The organism is Isoalcanivorax indicus (assembly GCF_003259185.1).
Lineage (GTDB): Bacteria > Pseudomonadota > Gammaproteobacteria > Pseudomonadales > Alcanivoracaceae > Isoalcanivorax > Isoalcanivorax indicus.
Genome location: NZ_QGMP01000002.1, coordinates 20,110 through 42,633 on the forward strand (window position 1 = coordinate 20,110; position 22,524 = coordinate 42,633).

Annotated in this window: 19 protein-coding genes and 1 other RNA gene; 8 read left to right on the top strand and 12 right to left on the bottom strand. The window is 62.4% G+C overall.

Features of this window, described 5'->3' with window-relative positions; translation table 11 throughout:
* Nucleotides 1-84 precede the first annotated feature (84 nt).
* The 8 genes from DKW65_RS11960 to DKW65_RS12000 all read right to left on the bottom strand — a co-directional run bounded on the left by DKW65_RS11960 (nt 85) and on the right by DKW65_RS12000 (nt 12,861).
* On the bottom strand, nt 85-1,488 hold the full coding sequence (locus DKW65_RS11960) for a DUF4397 domain-containing protein (protein WP_111657652.1): 1,404 nt from the start codon (nt 1,486-1,488) through the stop codon (nt 85-87).
* A gap of 231 nt (nt 1,489-1,719) precedes the next feature.
* Nucleotides 1,720-3,318, bottom strand: coding sequence for a DUF4397 domain-containing protein (locus tag DKW65_RS11965; protein ID WP_111657653.1), 1,599 nt, complete (start codon nt 3,316-3,318; stop codon nt 1,720-1,722).
* Nucleotides 3,319-3,439: 121 nt separating this feature from the next.
* Nucleotides 3,440-6,847: an Ig-like domain-containing domain gene (locus DKW65_RS11970; RefSeq protein WP_162925848.1), complete on the bottom strand. Its 3,408-nt coding sequence runs from the start codon at nt 6,845-6,847 to the stop codon at nt 3,440-3,442.
* Between the two features lie 14 nt (nt 6,848-6,861).
* Nucleotides 6,862-8,202 (bottom strand): outer membrane protein transport protein, encoded by a 1,341-nt coding sequence (locus DKW65_RS11980; protein WP_245932505.1) that lies wholly within the window; start codon nt 8,200-8,202, stop codon nt 6,862-6,864.
* Between the two features lie 322 nt (nt 8,203-8,524).
* Nucleotides 8,525-9,718: an FAD-dependent monooxygenase gene (locus DKW65_RS11985; RefSeq protein WP_342767603.1), complete on the bottom strand. Its 1,194-nt coding sequence runs from the start codon at nt 9,716-9,718 to the stop codon at nt 8,525-8,527.
* A 4-nt stretch (nt 9,719-9,722) separates the two neighbouring features.
* Nucleotides 9,723-10,925, bottom strand: coding sequence for an FAD-dependent monooxygenase (locus DKW65_RS11990; protein WP_111657657.1), 1,203 nt, complete (start codon nt 10,923-10,925; stop codon nt 9,723-9,725).
* On the bottom strand, nt 10,922-12,256 hold the full coding sequence (gene pepP, locus DKW65_RS11995; RefSeq protein WP_111657658.1) for a Xaa-Pro aminopeptidase: 1,335 nt from the start codon (nt 12,254-12,256) through the stop codon (nt 10,922-10,924). The genes DKW65_RS11990 and pepP overlap by 4 nt, the downstream gene beginning before the upstream one ends.
* Nucleotides 12,257-12,276: 20 nt before the next feature.
* Nucleotides 12,277-12,861 (bottom strand): UPF0149 family protein, encoded by a 585-nt coding sequence (locus tag DKW65_RS12000; RefSeq protein ID WP_111657659.1) that lies wholly within the window; start codon nt 12,859-12,861, stop codon nt 12,277-12,279.
* Between the two features lie 94 nt (nt 12,862-12,955).
* On the opposite strand from DKW65_RS12000, the gene DKW65_RS12005 reads away from it, so the two are divergent.
* The 4 genes from DKW65_RS12005 to DKW65_RS12020 all read left to right on the top strand — a co-directional run bounded on the left by DKW65_RS12005 (nt 12,956) and on the right by DKW65_RS12020 (nt 14,332).
* Entirely contained in the window at nt 12,956-13,168 is a 213-nt protein-coding gene (locus tag DKW65_RS12005) for a TIGR02449 family protein (RefSeq protein WP_111657660.1), read from the top strand.
* Entirely contained in the window at nt 13,165-13,476 is a 312-nt protein-coding gene (locus tag DKW65_RS12010) for a cell division protein ZapA (RefSeq protein ID WP_111657661.1), read from the top strand. Before DKW65_RS12005 ends, DKW65_RS12010 begins: the two co-directional genes overlap by 4 nt.
* A gap of 33 nt (nt 13,477-13,509) precedes the next feature.
* Nucleotides 13,510-13,697, top strand: a non-coding RNA gene (gene ssrS / locus DKW65_RS12015) — 6S RNA.
* A 20-nt stretch (nt 13,698-13,717) separates the two neighbouring features.
* The gene (locus DKW65_RS12020) at nt 13,718-14,332 is read left to right on the top strand and encodes a 5-formyltetrahydrofolate cyclo-ligase (RefSeq protein WP_111657662.1); all 615 of its coding nucleotides are present in this window, start codon (nt 13,718-13,720) and stop codon (nt 14,330-14,332) included.
* On the opposite strand, the gene DKW65_RS15920 is transcribed toward DKW65_RS12020, so the two are convergent.
* Nucleotides 14,322-14,561, bottom strand: a complete 240-nt coding sequence (locus DKW65_RS15920) for a hypothetical protein (protein ID WP_162925849.1) — start codon at nt 14,559-14,561, stop codon at nt 14,322-14,324. The two genes, DKW65_RS12020 and DKW65_RS15920, sit on opposite strands and share 11 nt — an antisense overlap.
* A 194-nt stretch (nt 14,562-14,755) precedes the next feature.
* Nucleotides 14,756-16,273, bottom strand: a complete 1,518-nt coding sequence (ilvA, locus tag DKW65_RS12025; RefSeq protein ID WP_111657663.1) for a threonine ammonia-lyase, biosynthetic — start codon at nt 16,271-16,273, stop codon at nt 14,756-14,758.
* Between the two features lie 143 nt (nt 16,274-16,416).
* On the opposite strand from ilvA, the gene rpiA reads away from it, so the two are divergent.
* On the top strand, nt 16,417-17,070 hold the full coding sequence (rpiA, locus tag DKW65_RS12030; RefSeq protein WP_111657664.1) for a ribose-5-phosphate isomerase RpiA: 654 nt from the start codon (nt 16,417-16,419) through the stop codon (nt 17,068-17,070).
* A gap of 15 nt (nt 17,071-17,085) precedes the next feature.
* Here the strand turns inward: rpiA and DKW65_RS12035 are convergent, their stop codons facing one another.
* The gene (locus tag DKW65_RS12035) at nt 17,086-17,754 is read right to left on the bottom strand and encodes a fumarylacetoacetate hydrolase family protein (RefSeq protein WP_111657665.1); all 669 of its coding nucleotides are present in this window, start codon (nt 17,752-17,754) and stop codon (nt 17,086-17,088) included.
* On the bottom strand, nt 17,754-19,139 hold the full coding sequence (locus tag DKW65_RS12040; RefSeq protein ID WP_111657666.1) for an FAD-binding oxidoreductase: 1,386 nt from the start codon (nt 19,137-19,139) through the stop codon (nt 17,754-17,756). The genes DKW65_RS12035 and DKW65_RS12040 overlap by 1 nt, the downstream gene beginning before the upstream one ends.
* A 294-nt stretch (nt 19,140-19,433) precedes the next feature.
* Between DKW65_RS12040 and serA the strand changes: the two genes are divergently transcribed.
* The 3 genes from serA to DKW65_RS12055 all read left to right on the top strand — a co-directional run bounded on the left by serA (nt 19,434) and on the right by DKW65_RS12055 (nt 22,512).
* Nucleotides 19,434-20,663, top strand: a complete 1,230-nt coding sequence (gene serA / locus DKW65_RS12045; RefSeq protein ID WP_111657667.1) for a phosphoglycerate dehydrogenase — start codon at nt 19,434-19,436, stop codon at nt 20,661-20,663.
* Between the two features lie 116 nt (nt 20,664-20,779).
* The gene (locus DKW65_RS12050; RefSeq protein ID WP_111657668.1) at nt 20,780-22,138 is read left to right on the top strand and encodes a COG3014 family protein; all 1,359 of its coding nucleotides are present in this window, start codon (nt 20,780-20,782) and stop codon (nt 22,136-22,138) included.
* Nucleotides 22,135-22,512, top strand: coding sequence for a YcfL family putative periplasmic lipoprotein (locus DKW65_RS12055; protein WP_111657669.1), 378 nt, complete (start codon nt 22,135-22,137; stop codon nt 22,510-22,512). Before DKW65_RS12050 ends, DKW65_RS12055 begins: the two co-directional genes overlap by 4 nt.
* Nucleotides 22,513-22,524 lie beyond the last annotated feature (12 nt).

The following is a 22,524-nucleotide window of genomic DNA, read 5'->3' on the forward strand; positions in this document are numbered from 1 at the left end:
GCCCGCCTGCCCACGAAACAGGGCGGCCAACGCCGCCCTGTCCGCTGTCTTCTTCAGGCCCGATTTTCTTCAGGCCCGGTTGGCTCAATCCGACAGAACGATGAAGCCGAAATCGTCAACCGCCTCCCCAAGGTCCGGGTTGCGCGCTACCAGGGTGGTGACCGTCCCGCCGTCAAGCTGCACGGCTTCCACATTGATCGCGACGGCACCCCCGGCACGGACTCTCACGTCATAGGTATCGGGCGGCAACGCGAGGTAAGGCGTGATATCGCCGACCTCGAAGCCGGGCAGCGTCGGCATCACTTCGCCCATTTCGATCTGGTTCACGGTAACCGCCTGCGCATTGGGCGTCACAAACACGTCCACCGTACCGGCCAGGGACGCCGCATGAATGGCCCGCACCCGGGCATCCGTCGCCACCGCGCGCCGGTCGTCCTGAGCAAGTATGGCAAACAGGTCCGACGCCCCCATGTCCGCAGGCAGGTCGCCCGCCGCCAGTGCCGTGTATGCCGTGCCACCTTCCAGCTCCGCCGTGGCCACGATCGGCGCGGCATCAGCCCCTTGGCCGGCGACGCCAATGCGCAGTTCATACTCGGCCGGGGGCAGAGCGTCTGCGGTCAGGTCCTGGCCAAACTCGATCATGTCCACCAACGGCTCGGCGTCCGAGGCCAGCGGCGCAGGGCCTGCAAATATCTCGGCGGTACCGACGCCGGAGGCGGCATGCACGGCACGCAAGGATGCTGTGTTGTTCACATCGCGCAGAACGAAATCATTCCCCGCGCCAGTGGAGACCAGCAGATCAACCGGAGCACCCGGACCCGGGTTATCCAGCGCGAGCACCAGCAGATCGGCACCGCCGGGCAATGCGATGGCGCCCGAGTCGAAGACCACATCCTCGACATCATTGCTGCTGCCCGCCGTAATACGAATCCGGTACTCCCCGGCAGGCACCGTCACCTGCTCGGTATGGTCGTAAAACGAGAATGTCGTCAGTGGCATGTCCAGCGCCGCGTCCGGCGCGGTGACAAACACCGACACTTCCGGCGCGCCCGGCGCAGCATGTACGACCTGCACCCGAGTACTGTCGGAGGGCACAAGGGAACGTTGATTAACGATCACCTGTGGCCCAAAGCTGTCGTCAGCCAGAAGACCCGCAGCAATCACCGTGGTTTGCGTGTCACGCTCCAGGGTCAGGGATTCACTGATCGCGCCATCGATCACGCCGGCTGCCGCCAGCGCATCAACATCCACATCATATCGGTCAGCACGCAAACGCAGGAAAGAGGAACCACTTCCAAAAGGCACACCCTGCAATGCCTCGACGGCTTCACCGTTAACACGAATGTTCACATCCGGCGCATCGGTCGCCGCATGAATCACCCTGACATCTGCTGTCGGGCGAATACTACTGCTACTGCCTCCGCACGCCGACAACCCCACCACGCCCGCTGCGCACAGCAGGCCCGCCATCATCTTGATTGATCGCATGTCTGACACCCCATAGCACAAAGAAAGGAGGCGTCAGATTGGTCTCCGTGACATCAAGGTGATGTCAAGCTGACGGCGCAAACAGAATTCTTCTCCGGAAATGAGAGGTCGGCATGAACGGCGCGTCAGGATGGAATCAATACAGGGTGAAGAAGACCCGAAAAAAAAGCCAGACGCCGCAGCGCCTGGCCTGAAAATAATGCTGCCACAAAGGTGGCAGCCTTGCGGCGGCTAGCCGATGGCAACACCGATATCCAGCAGTTCCACCTCAAAGAAGCCTTCATCTTCATCCGGGTTGCGGATAATGAGATCGAGGATCGAACCGTTATCGATAGCACCCGACTCACTGTAGATCACATCGAAACCACCATCGTTCAGGGGCACAGCAATGCGAATGTCATAGTCACCGCCCGGAAGGACGAGGTAACCGCTATCCCGACGCACATCCAGGGTGAAATCCGGAGCCACCTCGGCAAACTGCACATCAGCATCCGTGATGTCGCCCGCTTCGGTCACGAACACGGCTACAGGACCCGAGAGCGACCCCGCATGAACGATGCGCAAGCTCGCCTGCGTGGCAATCGGGCGAGTCTGTCGCTCCAGGAAGAGCGGGAACAGTTCAGCCTCGACATCCACGGCATGCCCCCCGGCGATGGCGATGTAGCCGCGCCCCTGACCGACCATCAGATGGTTGGCGGCAATCGGCGCCTCAGCGGCACCCGCACCCTCCGCATTCACGCGCAGTGCATAGCTGCCCGCATCAACGTCAGTCCGCAGGCTGTCACCAAAAGCTATCGAGGGGATCGTCGGGTCTGTGCAGACGTCGCTATGGTCTTCGTCACCATTGACGCAGGCGATAAAGGCCGCCTGCGGCGCGAAGTAGACTTCCGCATCACCGACGCCCGCAGCCGCATGCACCACATTCAGCGCGGCGCGGTCGTTGATGTCGCGCAGCACCAGGCTGCTGGTGGCGTTCGGGAAGCTGACCAGCAGATTGATCGGCGAATTGTCCGCAATCTGCAGCGAGGCGCCCGCGCTGTCGATAGCGCTGACCAACAGATCATCACCAGCGCGCAGGCCAACAATGTCGCTCTCGAAAACACGGGTCTGCGACGCGGCCAGCGTGACACATATCTGGTAATCCCCCGCAGGTACTTCGAGACGGTCGGTGAAGGCGCCAAACGATGCGTCGACCACCACCGGCTCGCCAGCGGTACAGTCAAACGACTCGTCGAGCGTCGTCAGGCCCTGAGGGTCCAGACCGCCCTCACCGTCATCACCGCCCTCGTCACCACCGTCACCATCGTCGTCCTCGTCGTCTTCAGGAGGCAGAACAGGCTCAATCGCAGCCAGATAGATGTCCACCGCTGGCGCGCCAGGCGCAGCATGGACCAGCTGAACCCGTGCCTGTCCCGCGCTCACCGGCGCTCGCTCGGTCTCGATCACGACAGGGCCGAAGGTGCCATCATCCAGCAACCCGGTGGCCACAAGGGTCCATTGGCGATCGCGTTCGAACAACAGTGTTTCATCAATCACGCCATCCAGGGTCACGCCTCCGGGAAGATAGGCGTCAACCGTCACGTTATAGCGGCTTGGCCGCACACGCTGAAAGGCCGACGACTGCGCAAAGCCCAGCCGATTCAAGCGAACACTGGCATTCTCATCAATACCATCATTCTGCAAGTTAACCCGCACGTCCGGCGCATCCGTGGCTGCATGGACAATACGCAGATCAGCGGTCGGACGGGAATCGGAGCTGCCGCCGCAGGCCGCCAGACTGGCTACCGCAGCGGAGACAGCTGCGACGCCCATGAGTTTTCTGAATTTCATCTTGTTCTCCTTGATTATTCTGTTGTGCCTGATCACAGACACAAGCTTGTCATTCAATCCGCTGCGTGAAAAAAGGGCGGGCCGGGGTAGGCCCGCAAACTCACACGCAAAAGGCAAACTCTTATTCCTTCACCGGATCCGCAACGAATGCCAGCGAAGCATCACCTGCCCGCAGTGCGAGGGTGACGTTTGCATTCAGCAAGCTGATGGCATTCAGACGTGTATCCAGAACAGCATCTGCTGTATTGATGGCCGCAATCACCATACGCCCGTCTTCGAGGAACGTTACCGGGCCGCGAAGACTCAGCGAAAAGGTCAAGGACCGGATATTGTGATCGAGTGACGTCAGACCGAGCACGGGCGCATAAACTCGCGCGTCCGTCTGGGGCGCATCCACCAGCAGATCCAGGGTCGTCTCGAAAATCGGCGGGCCGTTCGGATCATCCGGATTAACACGAATCCAGCCTGTTCCGGCCTGAGTGCGATTGTTCTGTTCATCCAGCGCATAACGGGTACGCATGAACTGGGGACCCGTCGGCGCAGGGCTGCGCGGAGTACCCACACCGGACGTCGCAAACAGGTTAACGCTGGTGGTCGCGATCATGGTCGGGTAAAGCGCCACGCGCACCGCCTGCTCTCCGGATACTTCGTCATATACGTCCACACCGATGATGTCCGCATCCAGACCGCCGTTGACATAGATGAAGGCTTCTTCATGACAGGTGCCTCCCGTGGGCGAGCAGCCGATTCTCAGGTCGTCCACTTGCCCACCGGTGGCCGCGATACTCAGCCATGATCCATTGAGCGGTATCTCGAACGGGCTCGGACCAGCATCCGGGTTGTTCGGCTGAAGGAACTGATGTCCCTGCCGCGGCACCAGTGTCGGACGCTCCTCGGGATCAAGCAGCGAATTGGCGTTCACATCCGGAGTGGGCAGCGTGACCATGGACTGGAACACTGCGGTGGTCGGCTCTGTGCCGCGGAAGAAGATCTCCAGGTTCGGGCCACCGCCGGTGTGCGTGGGCGCGCCATTATTGCCTGTGGGCTGTGTCGAGAAGAAACGCGTCATCAGAGGCAGATTGTCTGCTGAGCAGATGATATTGCCTGTGTTGCAGTCTGCCCGTGCATTGGCCAGGTTGGTCCGGTGTGGTGCGGTAGCACGAATGCTGCCGTTGGAAACCATGGTATAGCGATAGGTTTCTCCCTCGATCCATGGTTCATCCGGAACGAACCGCGCGCTGCTTTCGCTCACTTCCAGCCGCCCGGGCACCGGCTCGATGCAGGTGTTGCCGTTTGCAGTCATGCGCTCAACCCGGAATGTACCGACGTTGCAAGCGCGGCTGCCGTCCAGGTTGCCGAGCCTGAAGCTGTTGGTATTCATGGGCTTGGAGAAGCGCACCCGAATATCGCGGTTTGCAGGAAGCTCGGTGACCGGCATGTTCTCGTTAATGGCAACGACATCACCACCAGCCCAGCTTTCACGGGAGGTCCGGGAGCCGACACAGCGGCCATGATTCCCCAGCGCAATATTGCGCGCTTCGGTAGCACACGGATAGCCCGGGTAGGTCGTCACGGCACGCGGAGACATCGGCACGCGAATGAAACGGTTGGCCTGATTTTCGTCACCCGGGTCAAAGCTCTCGCGAATCTCGTTCTGGGCGTACTCACGGAACAGCGGCATGGTGAACTCAAGGAAATAGTCTTGCCCGATGGGGTTGTCGTACAGATCCCGAGCCATGCCATTGATGGTCACTGAATAGCTGTTATTGAAGCCAAGCCCGCCTTCCGGGTGAATAACCAGTGCAGCACCATCAGCCTTGACCTCGAAGTCCACATCCATGCCGTTACGCTGGACGTTGAGCGCTCCGGAACCCGGTTTTACGGAATCACGATAGATCGGCCGATCAAACGTCAGGATAATCGGATCGCCCGGGCGAGCCCGATCCACCTGATCGGCGGGCAGCCAGGACTGCAACGTCGCCAGACCGGCAGGCTCTTGCTGCGGCGGTGCGAGGCTCGGATGATCGTATCCTTCAAGGCGGAACGCCAACGCACCAATGGCACGATCAATACCCAGTACATCCAGTTCAATCGCCGCCACGGCATCGATGGACAGCACACCATTCTCGATGATGGCAATACCCACCACCTCGACATGCATGACATCCTGCGTTAGCGCAGCGTTGGCCTCGGTGCCTTCTGCGCTCATCGCCACATCCATCCACATGCGAACGTGGCGCGGCGCAAAGCGATCATCCGAGCTTTCGTTGGGCAGCAGGTAGCCCACGGCATCGGAAATGATCGTGACCGAAATATCGCCGGTTTGCAGCTGCGCCGGTACTTCGCCCGAGATCAGCACTTCCACCGGGGTGCCTGACAACAGATTGCCACGAGGAATACGAAGCGGCGTCACCTCCGGGAAGTTCGGCACGAAGGCCAGATCGCCGTAAAGGTTGCCTTGCTGTGCAGACGATGATTCATTGCCCAGCAACGTGGACTGCACCGGCACGGTGTTGATGGGCGCACCTGTCAGCTTGGAAAATACCGTTTCCCCCGTCACGTCCGGGCTGTCTGCCCGGGCAATCAGATCAGTACGCGGAAAGGTGTTGCGCGCGCGGAACAGATATTGCACCTCTTGCCCCGCTGCCAGGCTGTCTCCGAACTTGCTGCGAATGTTACCCATCAGCACCAGCGCATAGTCGCGGCCGCCAATCAGGTCTTCGCGCGGATCGATGGTCAGGTAGTTGTCTTTGGCCAGCAGGTCAACGGGCACCATATTGCCCATACCATCCAGCAACAGAACGGTGTCCCCCGCCGTCAGCGTTGATGTATCCAGCGGATGGGAAAACTGCACGCGGATGCTGTGGAAGTCACCAAATACCAGCGCGCCATCGCCCGCATCCGGGATAGTACGGGTCACACGGAAATCACCCAGCGTGGCGGATGAGCGACCTGCCGTCGCCGACAGCCGCGTGGTGAACCGGATCGGCTCTGCCGGTGGACGAATGGCGCCGTTCGGGCCTTGCAGGTTGTTCCAGGTCAGCGTGTACTCACGCGCAGGCGCCAGCCGGCTGACCGGATTGATGACCACGCTGACGCCAGTTTGTTCGGTCTGGGTCACGCCCGCCGTGGCATCGCCATCGTCATTTCCGTTGCCGTCGCCGTTGTCGCCGTTGTCGCCGTTGTCGCCGTTGTCGCCGTTGTCGCCGTTGTCGCCATCATCACCGTCGCTGTTGTCGTCTTCAACCACGACGCGGCCGACCAGGGCGGCGGTGAAGGGCACATCATTACCGCCCGCATCCCGCAGCCGGATGCGCGATTCCAGATCCGCTTCGGAGACCCCGGCCAGATCACTGCTGAAGCGCAGCACCAGAGGGGCCGCCACCGGCACTTCCTTCTGGCCGTGATAGGGGTAGCTGAAGACAAGGCTGTCACTGGCCCATCGATCAAAGGTGACTGTGGCCTTATCACCACCACCGCAACCGATCAGGGTGAGTGCGGCGAGCACTATGGGTATAAAATATTTCATGTCAGCACTCCCGCTCAGAACGTCATGGTCAGCGTGGCGCCAAAGACGTGCGCCTGGCCATCTACATTGACCGTTTCATACGGATTAAAACTGCTGTTGTCCGAGGTCAGATCGAACTTTCGCTCGCGCAGATGCTGGTATTGATAGGCGACATCCAGACGCACCGGATAGTTGAAGCCGGGCACCTCCGCAAACTCGATACCGCCGCCCACACCCAGCACGATGCGATCGTTGTCGAAGTAGTTCACGCCACGGGACTCGTTGCCGTCGAGCGGTGATTTTTCATAGGAAATCCCCGACACCACCGAGAACATCGGATTGATGCGATACTCCATGCCAAAGCGGGGGATCACCACATCCTCGAATTTCATGTCAGCCTGATCGCGCACTGAATCGCGAGCGAATTCGCCCTCAAGCTGAGACCAGCGCTGCAGTTCAGCCACCGCAGAAATGCGCAGCGCACCGTCGCCATAGCTGGCGCCGACGGCATAGATCTCGGGCTGGAAAGCATGCAGGGTACGCAAGGACAGGCCCAGCCCGTCATTGATCAGACCGGGAATGATGGCCAGCGCATCAATGTCCGCCCGCGAGGCCGTTTTTTTCCGGTACGTCAGCGCTGTCTCGACACCGCGCAGCCAGCTGCTGTCATCCGCACCCAGCACCTCACCCCAATGCACGCTCAGACCGACAATCGGGCTGAGTACCGGCTTGGCCGACACCGCGATCTGCTCGTTGCTGGTGACTCCGCCTGGCGTGGATTCAAGTACCAGGTCAGCATCCGCCTCCAGGGTCACCCGCACTGAGGCACCCACATCAATGCCCGGTGCCAGATTCGCACCGACGCCGATATTCAGAAACAGCGGTTGCGCGCCGTAGCGGAAGTACTGGCCCTCATCCGAGGTTTCGGCGTTGAAGCCCAGCATTTCAGTGCCGTATTTCTCCACGCCGGCCATCATGCCCAGCACCAGCGCGCGATCGGTGCTGAACAGGTCTGACAGGTCTGTTTTCATGCCGATCAGTACATGCTCGGTGCGACCTGCACCCACACCGCTACCATCACGGTTGGGCGCAAAGCTGGAGGCAAAATCCGTGCGGGCATCAATGTCGGTATTGGCCGTCAGGGCCCCGACCGACAATTCGCCGCGGCGATCTCGGGCCAGGTAGGCGGGGTTGTAATAGGTCGCCGCCACACCGCTGTTGAACATGGACATGGCCTGGGCGGTCCCCACATCCAGCGGCGTCACGCCGTAGGTGGTGCCGATATTGCCCATGCTGGCTGTCGCGGTAAGGGGGAACAGGGTCATGCCGGCGGCCGCAAAGAGGGCCCGCCGCGCGCGCGGAAGGTGTTTCATCATTTTTCTCCAGCTCTTGTTATGTAGTAGCGCTACGTATTGCCAGCCTGCGCGCGTCCTGATTCGCGCATATCGCTACTGGCAACAGAACCGGTCGATAACTGGTATGGGGGCAGGACCCCCACAATGCCATCAGTTATTGCACGCTAGTTCTAATGACATGTTCTCAGGGGGGAAAGGCGTAGAGGTAGGTCGTATCAGGACAAAAAAGTTAACCTTGTCTTAACAAAAACGTGACGCAATCAACCTTTTTTGGAGGAAAACCCCCATTAAAACAGGAATTTAGTCCGACAATAGAGGGGATAGACAGTATTGCGGTTTTTGTCTATTTGCGCGCCAGACGAGGCAGATCACCCTGTCTACCGAGGGCTTCACGCGCCAACAGCTGCTTGACGGGCACCAGGCGGTTCACCCAGCGCATGCCGGTATTCCGGGCCCAGCGCAGCTCCAGGGCATTGGCTTCGAACAGTGCCTTGATACCCGACAGCGCCCTGAGCATCAGGGCATTATGCCCCCAGCGGCGGCGTTGGTAGCGATTCAGCGCCGCGGCATGCCATGCGGGCAGGCCGCGTGACAGGGAGCGCTGCATCTCTTCCGCCAGCACGGCGGCATCCAGCAATCCCAGATTGATGCCCTGGCCCGCCAGAGGGTGGACAACGTGGGCGGCATCCCCGATCAACGCCAGACCCGGGCGCACATAGTCACTGGCGTGCAGGGTGCGAATCGGGATCACTTGCCGCGCCCCCTGAAAGCTGAGCGCCCCCAGACAGGCGTCGCTGGCCTGGGTCAGCGCCGCCTCGAACGCTTCGGGGGCCAGCGCCATCAGCCGTTCAGCTTCGCGAGGCCACAAGGACCAGACCAGGGAGCAATCCTGCCCATCGCCAGACAAAGGCAGTAATGCCAGCGGCCCCGACGTAAGGAAGCGCTGACGCGCACACCCGTCGTGCGGCATCGCACTGCGCAAGCTGCCCACGATGGCCACGTGCCCGGTGTCCTGGACGGGTGCCGGAATGCCAGCGGCGTCTCGCACCCGGGAACGGGCGCCATCCGCGCCAATCAGCAGCGGGGCCGACAGAACCCGGCCATCCTCCAGCGTCACCTGCCAGTGCTCGCCCTGACGGCGAATAGCCTGCGTACGCGTACGCGAAAGCCATTGCACGTTGGCCGGGCGCGCCCGGTACAGGGCCGCAACCAGCGCATCATTTTCAACAATCCAGCCCAGCGCCTCCGCCTGCACCGAGCCTGCATCGAAGGTCACTTCACCCGTGCCGTCCCCATCCCAGACCTGCATACGCTGGTACGCCTGGACCCGTGCCGCAGGCAACTGCGCCCAGGCACCCACCTGCGTCAGCATCCGCTGGCTCGCTTCCGTCAGCGCCGACACGCGCGGGTGCGGCGGCCCTTCGGGCATGACCGGCTCGGGGGCGGCATCCAGCACCGTCACGCGCAGCCCCGAATCACCGAGTGCGGCAGCCAGCATGCCGCCGGCCATCCCGCCCCCTACAATCAACACGTCCACGCCGTCAGCCTCCATTGGCCAGCCCCATCGCACGCGCCGCAAAACCACTGCGCAGGCCAGGCAGAATATCCAGCGCTACCAGTCCAAGCTGGCGGGTATGGGCAAACGGGCCAAAACGCACCCGGAACAGCTCCGGCACCCAGCGAGAGGCCTGCCGGATCAATGCCTGATCGGCGGCACGGCCTTCCGCGTAGCGCTGCAACAGCGCGATATCGCCGGGGGTGCCGGTATCACCGAGGGTATCGGCCAGCCGCGCCAGGTCGCGCAAGGTCAGATTGAACCCCTGCCCGGCCACCGGGTGCAGACTGTGGGCCGCGTTGCCTACCACCACGCCATGGGGCACGTACTGGGCACAGGCTTCCGTCAGGATCAGTGGGTAGCGCTGACGCTCGCCGATGCGGGCGAAACGCCCCAGACGATCCTCCCCGAAGGCCCCCTGCAACCGGGCCAGCAAGGCAGCCTCATCGAGCGCCGCCAGCTCGTCGATGAACGCCCGCGGGCCGGTCCAGACCAGTGCCATACGCGCCTGCGGCAACGGCAACAGTGCCAACGGCCCGGTATCGAGAAAGCGTTCCCAGGCCACACCGGCAGCGGCTGCCGGCGCCTGCCCCAGGGCGACATTGGCAATCAGGGCGTCGTGACCGAGATCGTGATGCCGGGCGCTGATGGCCATGGCATCCCGCACCCGCGAGCGGGCCCCGTCTGCCGCCACCAGCAGCGCGCAGGTCAGGGTAGTGGGGCTGCTGTCGTGGGTCAGGGTAACAGCGTAGCCACCGGCCTGGCGGCGCACGCTGTTCACCGTGGCAGGGGCGATCAGCCGCAGGCCCTCATCGCGCCGCGCGGCCTCCAGCAGCACCTGCCCCAGCCAGCGATTTTCCACCACCGCCCCCAGCCGCGGCAGTCCTTCTTCTTCAGCGCGTATGCGCGTCTGCCCGAGACGGCCACGCCGGGACACATCCACACTCAGAATCGAAGCGGCTCTGGACAGCAGGGTGTCTTCCAGGCCCAGTGACGCCAGCAGCGCCAGGGAGCCGGCCGACAAGGCCGTGCTGCGGGCATCAAAGCTCGGTGTATCGAGCGCGCCCCCCTCTGCCAGCGGCGCCGCTTCCACCAGGGTGACCGACGGCTGCCCGGCACGACGCCACAACAGCGCCAGCGCCAGACCGGCCATGCCCCCCCCCACAATGACGATACCCTGGTGGCTCATGCGCGACGCTGCCGTTTCTGGCCCGCCATCAGTGCCTCGATGTCAGCCACGGTTTTCGGCACATCTGCGGTAAGCACCTCGTGACCGTCACGGGTCAACGCCACATCATCCTCGATGCGAATGCCGATGCCCCGCCAGCGTGCTTCCACGGCCTCGTTGTCCGGTGCCACGTACAGCCCCGGCTCCACGGTCAGCACCATGCCGGGCTCCAGCACACGCCAGGCATCCTGAACCCGGTAATCGCCCACATCGTGGACATCCAGCCCCAGCCAATGGCCAGTACGGTGCATGAAGAACGGCTTGTAGGCCTCGGTGTCGATCAACTCGCTGACATCGCCCTTGAGCAATCCCAGATCACGCAGGCCCTGAGTCAGCACCGTCAACGCCGCCTCATGAAACGCGTTCCAGTGCTGCCCCGGGTACACCTCTGCGATCGCGGCATCCTGCGCGGCCAGCACCACCTCGTAAAGCGCCTGCTGCTCACGGCTGAAACGGCCATTGACCGGAAAAGTACGGGTGATGTCGCTGGCATAGCTGTGCAGCTCACAGCCGGCATCCACCAGTACCAGATCACCGTCACGCAACTTGTCGTTGTTGCTGATGTAATGCAGCACGCAGGCGTTGGCACCGCCGCCGACAATCGACGGGTAGGCGGGCGAGCGGGCACCATTGCGCATGAACTCATGCAGGTATTCAGCTTCCAGTTGGTATTCGTACATACCCGGCTGCACCGCCTGCATGGCGCGCACATGGGCCGCTGCAGCTATTTCACCGGCACGGCGCATGACTTTCAGTTCGGCCGCCGACTTGTACAACCGCATGTCATGCAGCAGGTGCGTCAGCGCCAGAAATTCGCCCGGTGGATGCGCGCCACTGCGCACCTTGGCGCGAATGCTGTTGACCCAGCTCATGACGTGCCGGTCAAACTCCGCATCACGACCCAGGTCGTAATAGACCCGTTCGCGCCCCTCGATCAGGCCGGGCAGGATTTCGTCGATATCGTTGATCGGGAAGGCATCGTCCGCCCCGTACTCCGCCACTGCGCCCTCCGGCCCGGCCCGGTAGCCGTTCCAGATTTCCATGGTGCGATCACGTTCGCGGCAGAACAGCACAAACTCACCGTGCTCGCGGCCCGGAATCAGGGCCATCACCGCCTCCGGCTCCGGAAAACCGCTCAGATACCAGAAATCACTGTCCTGCCGATACGGATGCTCGACATCACGGTTGCGGGTACGCTCAGGCGCCGCCGGCAGAATGGCGATGCTGTTCTCTTCCATCTGCGCCATCAGCTCACGGCGACGACGGGCAAATTCCTGACGGGAAATCGACATGCTCTCTCCTGCGCTCCGGCTCAGTGTGTCACCGGGGGCGTATCGCCCCGGGCCTTGCGCTCGCGGGCCATCACCATCTCGGTAAACACCATCAGTGCGGCCATGCGGGTGTGCTCGGCAATCTGCGCAAACATGGATTCTTCATCATCACTGTTCTCTTCCGGCAGGCCCACCTGGCTGATAGCCGCCAGGTCCGACAACGCCTCTTGCAGCCCGGCGGGCAACTCGCTGTCACGCAACCCGGCACTGCCGGTGCCAAAACCCACCAGGAACCCCTCGCACCACTGCGCCAGGGCCGCCACCCGCTGGCCCAGCTCTTCCGCATCATCGGGCAACAGCAGGACCAGCTCCATGTCGTCGCCGGCCAGGCCCTCGGCGGCCAGGTCTCTCAGGGTCAACAATGTCGACGAGACGGTGGCAGGCCACTGGCCGCCCAGTTCAGCATGCGCACCCAGCACGCCCAGCAGTTCGGCATCGTGGCCGCCACTGCCGGTGCTCAGCAAACCGCAGATCACACCGTGCAGTTCTGCCGGGCTATGTCGCACGCCGGACTGGCCAAGGGCATCCACAAGGGGTTCGAAGTAGTCGGCGGTGCCTTTTGTCATGAAATCTTCCTGTGTCGGGGCGCGTTGACCCCCTGCGGGGCCGTCTCTATAGTACAGGCGGGGGATTCCTTAGGATAACAGTGCGCACTCTGCCATGAAATCGGAAGATCAGCTTCGGCAACTGGAAGCCCGCGTTGAGGAACTGGTAAGCATCAGTGCCCGACTGCGCGAAGAAAACCAGACCTTGCATGCGCGCGAGTTGCGATTGCTCGAGGAACGCGCCCAGTTGCTTAAAAAGAACGACGTGGCCAAGGCCAAGGTCGAAGCCATCATCACCCGCCTCAAATCCCTGGAGCAGGAATCATGAGCGAATCGGATTCCGTTGTCGTGCATCTGCTGGACAAGGAATACCGCGTGGCCTGCCCACCGGGAGAGCGCGACAATCTGCTGCGCGCCGCCCGGCATCTTGATCAGCAGATGCGCGAGGTCCGTGACGCCAACGTGATCGGCCTGGAGCGCATTGCCGTCATGACCGCACTGAACCTGGCACATGAGCTGTTGCAAACGTCGTCCGCCCTGCAGCAACAGCCCGACAATGAGCGCCTCGCCAAGCTGCTGGGCAAGGTGGATGCGGAAATTCACGCTTATCACCGCCTGCAGGAAAGTCGCCTCTGACACCCCGGGCAGCGCCCTGATATACTGATCCTGTGTTCCCTGGTGTACAGGCCAGCCAGGCGATGTCCCTGAGCCGATGTTTTACTTACCGGGGGCGAATACTGGCGGGTCTGTGTGCATGTCCGCATCCTTGCGGAAAGCCTGAAGACTCGCCTGACGCCACCACCTTGAACCGCAGGGTTCAAGGGCCAAGCCACGGCAGCGGTACCACCGGGGAACACTATTTTCTGCAGGATCCGCCATGCCGACTCCGGACCTCACCCCCGCACAACGCCACACACGCCGCACCCTGCGCCAGCATCTGCGCCAGCGACGCCGTGCCCTGACCCCCGGTGCACAGGACGCCGCCGCCCGCGCGCTGGCACAGCAACTTTCCCGTCTGCCCGCCCTGCGCAACGCCCGGCGTATCGCCGTTTATCAAAGCGCCGATGGTGAAATTGATCCGCAAGCCCTGTTCCGGCAGTCCGGCTGGCGCCATCGCGACCTGGCCCTGCCAGCGCTCCCGGCCGTTGGCGCAGGCCCGCTGACCTTCATACGCTGGAACCACCGCACCCGCCTGCGCCTGAACCGCTTTGGCATCAGCGAACCTCGCCCCGACCGTCGACACGCCATGCCGGCCTGGACCCAGGACGTGGTGCTGCTGCCATTGGTGGCCTTCGACAGAGAGGGAAACAGACTGGGAATGGGGGGCGGCTTCTACGATCGCACACTGGCAGACCTGGCGCGTCGGCCGCGCCGGCCACTGCTGCTGGGCGTCGCACACCATTTTCAGGGCGTGGACAGACTGCCAGCGGCACCCTGGGATGTGCCGCTGGACGGGATCGTCACAGACAGAGAGTACTTCGTTACCGGGTGACGGTAACGCTCTTCACGCCAGCACTGACCGCCATCTGATCATGACGCGACTCATTGCCACCGTAGGTCAGGCTGCTCACCAGCACGCCCAGACCGAAAATCACTGCCAGAATTACCAATGCATCAGGTTTTTTCTTGTTCATCGCTTCAGGCATCCCCGCGCCTTGTTGTTCAACATATTCACTACGCCCTTGGTCCAGGCAAATCCCTGCCTGCAAAAGTGATGCCACCCAAACGCCCTGTGGCATACGAATACCGGCCTGCAACGCCGGGTAAGAAAGACTACCGGTATGTGACAGCACACAACCGGAACGGGTTCAAAAAATGAACAATTTGGGACCGCAAGTCAAGGGGTTAGGCCGAATCTCTGAGATTCGACCTTATATTTTGCGCGCAACTGTCATTTTGGACAGTGAGCGACGCGTCAACGCAGGAAGAGCTGATAGGCCGGATTATCGCTCTCTTCGGTCATCGGGTAGGGCACATCGCGCAGGTCCTTGCGCAAACGGGCCTCTTCCCCGGCAGACACCTGGAAGCCCACCAGCACCCGCCCGTAGGCCGCACCGTGATTGCGGTAATGGAACAGGCTGATGTTCCAGTGGCTGCCCAGGGACATGAGGAACTTCAGCAGCGCCCCCGGACGTTCCGGGAACTGCACCCGATAGAGCATCTCACCGGGGTCGGAAGCCATGGCGCGGCCACCCACCAGATGGCGAATATGCAGCTTCGCCATTTCATTACCGGTCATGTCGACCACCGGATAGTTCTTGTCCTGCAACGACCTCAGCAACGAGGACAGGTCATCCGAGCCGGGACGAATCTGCACGCCGACAAATATCGTGGCGTCACGTGCATCGCGATAACGGTAATTGAACTCGGTGATGGCGCGTCGCCCCAGCGCCTGGCAGAACTGCCGGAAGCTGCCGGGCCGCTCCGGAATGGTCACCGCCAGGATCGCCTCGCGCTGCTCACCCACCTCGGCGCGCTCGGAAATATGCCGCAGCCGATCGAAGTTCACATTGGCGCCACTGTGCACCGCCACCAGCGTCTTGCCTTCGGCACCATGCCGACTGACCCAGTTCTTCAGGCCCGCCAGCGCCAGCGCGCCCGCCGGTTCGGCGATGGAACGGGTATCTTCAAAGATGTCTTTTACCGCCGCACAGATTTCGTCGGTATTGGCGGTGATCACTTCGTCCACGCACTTGCGCAGCACCCGGAAGGTCTCCTTGCCCACCTGCTTGACCGCCACACCGTCGGCAAACAGACCGACTTCCGGCAGGACCACACGGCGCTGCTTCTCCATCGCCGCCTTGAAGCAGGCTGCATCCTCCGGCTCCACCGCCACGATGCGCACATCCGGGCGCAGGTACTTGATGTACGCCGCCACACCCGCCGCCAGGCCACCGCCGCCCACCGGCAGAAACACGGCATCAATGGGCCCCGTGTGCTGGCGCAGTATCTCCATGCCCACAGTGCCCTGGCCGGCAATCACCTCGGGGTCGTCATAGGGGTGCACAAAGGTCAGCTGGTCACGCGCCTCCAGCTCGCGGGCATGGGCCAGGGCCTCATCGAAGCTGTCACCATGCAGCACGACCTTGCCACCCCGTTCGCGCACCGAACGCACCTTGATCTCGGGCGTGGTGCGAGGCATCACGATCACCGCCTTGAGACCCAGGAAACCGGCGGCCAGCGCGACGCCCTGGGCATGATTGCCTGCAGAGGCGCAGATAACCCCGCGCTGTTGCTGGGCTGGCGTCAGGCCGGCGATCTTGTTGTAGGCCCCTCGCAACTTGAAGGAGAAGACCGGCTGCAGGTCTTCCCGCTTCAGCAGCACACGGTTGTTCAGACGACGGGAAATCAGGCCGACTTCATGCAACGGGCTTTCTATGGCCACGTCATAAACGCGGGCCTGCAGAATCTTCTTGATGTAGCGGTCCGGCATGATACGAGCCTGATTTTTCCGTCGGAAGGAGAAGGATTGTACAGGGCGGCGACCTGTTGCGCCTACCAGCATGACCCGGACGCGCGGCTGCCGTAAACTGGGCACCCGAAGATGACACACCACCACTACCCGGATGGGCCCTCATGGATCAGGACGCACTGAAGAAAGCCGCTGCCGACATGGCATTGACCTTCATACAGCCCGGCACCGTTGTCGGCGTCGGCACCGGCAGCACCGCCAACTTCTTCATTGACGGCCTCGCCGCCATGAAAGACGACATCAAGGGGGCGGTAGCCAGCTCCGAGGCCAGCGCGAAACGCCTGCAGTCTCACGGTATCACCGTGCTGTCGCTGAATGACGTCAACGAGATTCCCGTGTACGTGGATGGCGCCGACGAAGTGACCCGCCACCGCGAGATGATCAAGGGCGGCGGCGGCGCCCTGACCCGCGAAAAGATTGTCGCCGCCGTGGCCGACCAGTTCATCTGCGTGGTCGATGCCAGCAAGCGGGTCAACCGGCTCGGCGCCTTTCCGCTGCCCGTAGAGGTGGTCCCCATGGCGCGCTCCTATGTCGCGCGCCGCCTGACCGCACTGGGCGGCCGCCCGAAGTACCGGGAAGGCTTCGTGACCGATAACGGCAATATCATTCTGGATGTGCACGGGCTGGACATCATGCGCCCGATCAAGCTGGAAGAAGATATCAACAACATCGTCGGCGTGGTCACCAATGGCCTGTTCGCCCGACGCCCTGCCGATATCGTGCTGATGGCGACGCCGGACGGCGTGGAGCGCTTCTGATCCGCCGCCCGGAGATCAGACCACCTCGGTGCGGGTCACCAGGAAGTTGCCCAGCCGAATGGCAAGCCGGTCGCCCACCTGCAAAGGGCCCACCCCCTTTGGCGTGCCGGTAAACACCAGGTCCCCCGGCATCAGGGTGAAATGCCGGCTGATCTCCGCCACCAGTTGAAAGACCGGGAACAGCATCTGCCCGGTATGGCCGTACTGGCGCATCTCGCCATTCACGTCCAGCATCACATCCAGGTTCTGACGCGTGGAGACACCCCGCGCATCGATCAGCCCGGACACCGGCGCACTGCCGTCAAAGGCCTTGGCCTTCTCCCACGGCAGGCCCTTCTCCTTGAGCCCGTCCTGCACATCCCGCAGGGTCAGGTCCAGACCGATCCCGTAGGCCGCAATGGCTGCCTTGGCCTCGTCGTCCGACGCCTTGCACAGCGGCGCCCCGATCAGCACCACCATTTCCACCTCGTGATGCACCGCGCCCCGGTCACGGGGAATCGCCAGCGGCGCCTCCAGATGGCACAAGGCCGAGGCCGGCTTCATGAACAGCACCGGCTCTGCCGGCACTTCATTACCCAGCTCACGCGCATGTTCCGCGTAGTTGCGGCCCACGCACACCACCTTGCCCACCGGCATGTCCATGACCGAACCGTCGATCCATTTGTGCTGATAAGGTGCTTTCATCAGAGCAACTTGCCCGGGTTCATGATGCCGTTGGGATCAAAGATCTGTTTCATGGCGCGCATGTAGTCGATCTCCGCTGCCGAGCGGGAATAATGCAGATACGGCTTCTTGGTCATGCCCACACCATGTTCCGCCGAAATCGACCCGTTGTACTTCTGCACAATCTCGAAGACCCATTTCGACACATTATTGCAGCGCGCAAAGAATTCCTCTTTGGCCAGTGCCGCCGGCTTGAGAATATTCAGGTGCATGTTGCCATCACCGATATGCCCGAACCAGACAATTTCGAAATCCGGATACGCCTGTTGCACCACCGCGTCCACTTCTTCTACAAATGCCGGCACCTTGCTGACACTGACCGCAATATCGTTCTTGTAGGGCGTATGCGGCGCAATGCTTTCCGAAATGCGCTCGCGCAACTGCCACAGCTGCTCCAGCTGCTGCAACGACTGACTCATGACCCCATCCAGCACCCAGCCCTGCTCGACGCAATGCTCGAAGATTTCCATGGCCTGATCCGCCGTGGCGTCGGAAAGTTGCTCGAATTCCAGCAGGCAATAGAACGGCGCCTCCGTCTCGAACGGACGCGGCACCCCATGCGCCAGCACATGCGCCATCGCCTTGTCGGAAAAGAACTCGAACGCGGTCAGGTCTATCTGCTGCTGAAACGCATGCAGCACCTTCATCACCTCGGCAAAACCCGGCGACCCCAGTACCAGCACCGCCAGATCCTTCGGCTGCCGCGCCAGCTTCACTGTCGCCTCGACGACAAAACCCAGCGTGCCTTCCGAGCCGATGAACAGATGCCGGAAATCATAGCCCGTCGCGTTCTTGATCAATCCCTTGTTCAGGTCCAGCAGATCACCCTTGCCCGTGACCACCTTCAAGCCGGTAATCCAGTCCCGCGTCATGCCATAACGGATCACCTTGATGCCGCCGGCATTGGTACCGATATTGCCGCCAATCTGACTCGACCCCGCCGAAGCAAAGTCCACCGGATAGAACAGCCCCTGTTCCTCCGCGTAATCCTGCAACTGCTGGGTAATGACCCCCGGCTGCACCGTCACCGCCCGATCATAGGCATCAAACCCCAACACCTTGTTCATGCGATCAAAGGCCACCACCGCCTCACCACTGGCCGCCACCGCCCCCGCCGACAGACCCGTCCGGCCTCCGGAGGGCACCAGCGCGATGCCATGCTCATTGGCCAGGCGCACAATCTCCTGCACCTCCTCCACCGTCTCCGGTAACAGCACCACGCTGGGCGCGGGCGCCCAGACCTTGGTCCAGTCCACCCCATAGCGCTGACAGCTGTCAGCATCGGTCAGGCAGCGAGTATCGCCCAGCAGGGGACGGAAGAGGTCTGCAACGGTGTTTTGACTCATGTTTTCCAATCTCCGGGGGAGAGGCCAATCTGTAATGTTGGTCTGGACGACAACCACTGAACGTGACGGCCATCGGGGTGCGGTGCACCTTGCCAGGACTGTGTGAGGCATGGATGCCGAACGCAAGCCCCCATGGACGGGTTCACGGCGGGTCCGGGCAAGGTGCACCGCACCCCGATGGCCCTTACCACGAAACCAGCCGGTCACATGGACGGCATCGCTATTTCGGGGGTTTCCTGCAAGCCCGATATGATACCATACGCGCCCATTTCAGAGGTTACCGGAATTACACCCATGGCCAGAACGTCTCTCGAGAAGGACAAGATCCGCGTACTGCTGCTGGAGGGCATCCACGACACCGCCGTGGAGAACCTGCGCCAGAGCGGTTACACCAATGTCGAACTCCTCAAGGGCGCCCTGACTGGCGATGACCTCAAGGAAAAAGTGCGCGACGCCCATATCATCGGCATCCGCTCACGCACCCAACTCACCGAAGAGATCTTCGCCGCCGCCGACAAACTGATGGCTGTCGGCTGCTTCTGCATCGGCACCAACCAGGTCGACCTGGGTGCCGCCCTCAGCCGAGGCATTCCGGTCTTCAACGCTCCCTATTCCAACACCCGCTCCGTGGCCGAACTGGTCGTGGGCGAAGCCATCATGCTGATGCGCGGCATCCCGGAGCGCAACGCCTCCTGCCATCGCGGCGGCTGGCTCAAGTCCGCCAAAGACAGCTACGAAGTGCGCGGCAAGAAGCTCGGCATCGTCGGCTACGGCAACATCGGCGCCCAGGTCAGCGTACTGGCCGAATCCATGGGCATGAAGGTCTACTTCTACGACGTCGTCACCAAGCTGCCACTGGGCAACGCCACCCAGGTGGGCAGCCTGAACGAACTGCTCGCCATGAGCGACGTGGTCAGCCTGCACGTACCGGACACCCCCAACACCCGCTGGATGATGAAAGAACCCCAGCTGCGCGCCATGAAGCCGAAGAGCTACCTGATCAACGCCGCCCGCGGCAAGGTCGTGGACATCGACGCCCTGTGCGCCGCCCTGCGCGACGGCCACCTGCTGGGCGCGGCCATCGACGTCTTCCCGGAAGAACCCAAGTCCAACGACGACGAGTTCCTGTCGCCACTGCGTGAGTTCGATAACGTCATCCTGACCCCGCACGTGGGCGGTTCCACCCAGGAAGCCCAGGAAAACATCGGCGCCGAAGTGGCCGAAAAGCTGGTGCGTTACTCCGACAACGGCTCGACGCTGTCAGCGGTGAACTTCCCCGAAGTCGCCCTGCCCTCGCACCCCGGCATGCACCGCCTGCTGCACATTCACGCCAACGTGCCCGGCATCCTCAGCCAGATCAACCAGGTGTTCTCGGACAACGGCATCAACATCGCCGCCCAGTTCCTGCAGACCAACGAGAAGATCGGCTATGTCGTGATAGACGTGGACGCCGAGTACAGCCAGCTCGCGCTGGAAAAACTGCGCAATATCCAGGGCACGGTCCGCACTCGCGTCCTGTTCTGAACCGCCACACCCGGCACCCCGCCCCGATGGCCGTTCACGCCATCCGGGCGGAGCCCATCTCGACAGCCCGCTCGCAGACCGCTACCTTGTCGGTTCGAACGTCTGACTGGCTTCCCATGCTGCAACCCTGGTTCCGCCTGCCCCTGCTCCTGATGGTGACCCTGTTGACAGGGTGCGCCACGAGCTCGCTGTTCAACCCCTATCCCTGGCAGGCAGAGCAATGGAAGAGCGCACTGGCCAGTGACCAGCCCGACGCCGCCATCACCCGCCTGAATCGCCGCACCCGTGGCGCCGACAAGCTGCTGTACCTGCAGGAACGTGGCCGTGCCGCACAGATCGCCGGTGACCTGACACGAAGCATCGAGGATTTCCGCGACGTCATCCGGTTGTACGACAACCAGGACGAGCAGGCCCGCATCCGCGCCAGCGGGGCCGGGTCGGGTATCGCGGCCCTGATGGTCAACGACAACGCCATTCCCTATCGCGGCCAGGACTACGAACGCATCATGGTGCACGGCCTGCAGGCGCTCAATTACTGGCAGACGGGCGATTTCGACGCTGCGGCGGTGGAGTTCCGCCGCGTCACCCTGGAACAGCAAGTGGCGGAACAGCGCCGCGAGCGTGAAATCGGTGACGCCCTGGCAGACGGCGAACCCGTCGCCGCCGTCAGCGATTTCGGTAGCGAACTGGCCGGGCTCAACAGCGCCGCTGCCAGCGTTCGCTCCAGCATCCAGAACGCCTACTTCTACTATCTGGCGGGCGTGTTCCGGGAGGCCACCGGCGACTACAACAACGCGCTGGTGGACTACAAACGTGCCTGGGAGGTCAACCCGGACATCAGTCTGCTGCCCGCCGACATCGCTCGGGTCGAGGCGCGCATGAACCGGCGCCATGTCAGCGACCAGGGGCTGGTGGTGATCGCTTACGAACAGGGCTTTGTGCCGCCACGTGAAGAAGTCAGCCTGCCCATCCCCACCATTCACGGCTACTTTGCCATCGCCTTCCCCACCTACGGGGGTGATCTGGTGGGCCCGGTGCCGCTGCGCATCCAGCAGGGCGATACCGAACTGGGCCGCAGCGAAGTGGCCACCGCGGTCAGCGGCATGGCCGCGCGGGCCCTGCGTGAAGCCGTGCCGGGCATGCTGGCGCGCCAGACCCTGCGCGCCGCCGCCAAGTATGAGGCGCAGAAACGCGCCAACGATGATCTGGGTCTTTTCGGCGCTTTCGCCACCCAGGTTTATAATCTGGTTTCTGAATCCGCTGACCTGCGCAGCTGGCTGACCCTGCCTGCGTATGCCCAGGTGGCCCGGCTGGAACTTCCGCCGGGCCCGCAGGCTCTCAGGTTGTCGGGGTCAGGAGGCAGTGCTACCGTGGAAATTCCGGTTACCAGAGGGGGCATCACCCTGGTCCGCGTGATCGATACCGGAAGCCGTTTGCACATCACCGTGATGCCCACCCTGGAGGAACAACAATGAGATACCTTGCCCTGGTGCTGCTGCCCCTGCTGCTGGTTGCGTGCGCCACCACCACCTCGTCACTGCCCGAAGAAGATCGCGATGTCATGCGCTATGACAGCGTGTCTCTGGACGGCCGCCTGGAGCTGCTGGAAGTGAACCGTGCCATGGCCGGTGATCTGATCCGCACCCAGGTTCTGGTGCGCAACCGCTCTGCCTTTGCCCTCTCATACCAGTACAAGTTCCGCTGGTATGATCGCAACGGCTTCGAGATCGCCCCGGAGGGGGAACCCTGGCAGCCACGCCAACTGGCTGGCCGCAGTGAAGAACGCCTGCAGGGCGTGGCCCCGAATCCGTCGGCGGTACGCTTTGAAGTCTGGGTCCGGGAACAGTAAATCCGGCCATCA

Coding starts and splice junctions, on each gene's coding strand:
- DKW65_RS11960 (WP_111657652.1), bottom strand. CDS start 1,488: ATGCGATCAATCAAGATGATGGCGGGCCTGCTGTGCGCAGCGGGCGTG.
- DKW65_RS11965 (WP_111657653.1), bottom strand. CDS start 3,318: ATGAAATTCAGAAAACTCATGGGCGTCGCAGCTGTCTCCGCTGCGGTA.
- DKW65_RS11970 (WP_162925848.1), bottom strand. CDS start 6,847: ATGAAATATTTTATACCCATAGTGCTCGCCGCACTCACCCTGATCGGT.
- DKW65_RS11980 (WP_245932505.1), bottom strand. CDS start 8,202: ATGATGAAACACCTTCCGCGCGCGCGGCGGGCCCTCTTTGCGGCCGCC.
- DKW65_RS11990 (WP_111657657.1), bottom strand. CDS start 10,925: ATGAGCCACCAGGGTATCGTCATTGTGGGGGGGGGCATGGCCGGTCTG.
- pepP (WP_111657658.1), bottom strand. CDS start 12,256: ATGTCGATTTCCCGTCAGGAATTTGCCCGTCGTCGCCGTGAGCTGATG.
- DKW65_RS12000 (WP_111657659.1), bottom strand. CDS start 12,861: ATGACAAAAGGCACCGCCGACTACTTCGAACCCCTTGTGGATGCCCTT.
- DKW65_RS12005 (WP_111657660.1), top strand. CDS start 12,956: ATGAAATCGGAAGATCAGCTTCGGCAACTGGAAGCCCGCGTTGAGGAA.
- DKW65_RS12010 (WP_111657661.1), top strand. CDS start 13,165: ATGAGCGAATCGGATTCCGTTGTCGTGCATCTGCTGGACAAGGAATAC.
- DKW65_RS12020 (WP_111657662.1), top strand. CDS start 13,718: ATGCCGACTCCGGACCTCACCCCCGCACAACGCCACACACGCCGCACC.
- ilvA (WP_111657663.1), bottom strand. CDS start 16,273: ATGCCGGACCGCTACATCAAGAAGATTCTGCAGGCCCGCGTTTATGAC.
- rpiA (WP_111657664.1), top strand. CDS start 16,417: ATGGATCAGGACGCACTGAAGAAAGCCGCTGCCGACATGGCATTGACC.
- DKW65_RS12035 (WP_111657665.1), bottom strand. CDS start 17,754: ATGAAAGCACCTTATCAGCACAAATGGATCGACGGTTCGGTCATGGAC.
- DKW65_RS12040 (WP_111657666.1), bottom strand. CDS start 19,139: ATGAGTCAAAACACCGTTGCAGACCTCTTCCGTCCCCTGCTGGGCGAT.
- serA (WP_111657667.1), top strand. CDS start 19,434: ATGGCCAGAACGTCTCTCGAGAAGGACAAGATCCGCGTACTGCTGCTG.
- DKW65_RS12050 (WP_111657668.1), top strand. CDS start 20,780: ATGCTGCAACCCTGGTTCCGCCTGCCCCTGCTCCTGATGGTGACCCTG.
- DKW65_RS12055 (WP_111657669.1), top strand. CDS start 22,135: ATGAGATACCTTGCCCTGGTGCTGCTGCCCCTGCTGCTGGTTGCGTGC.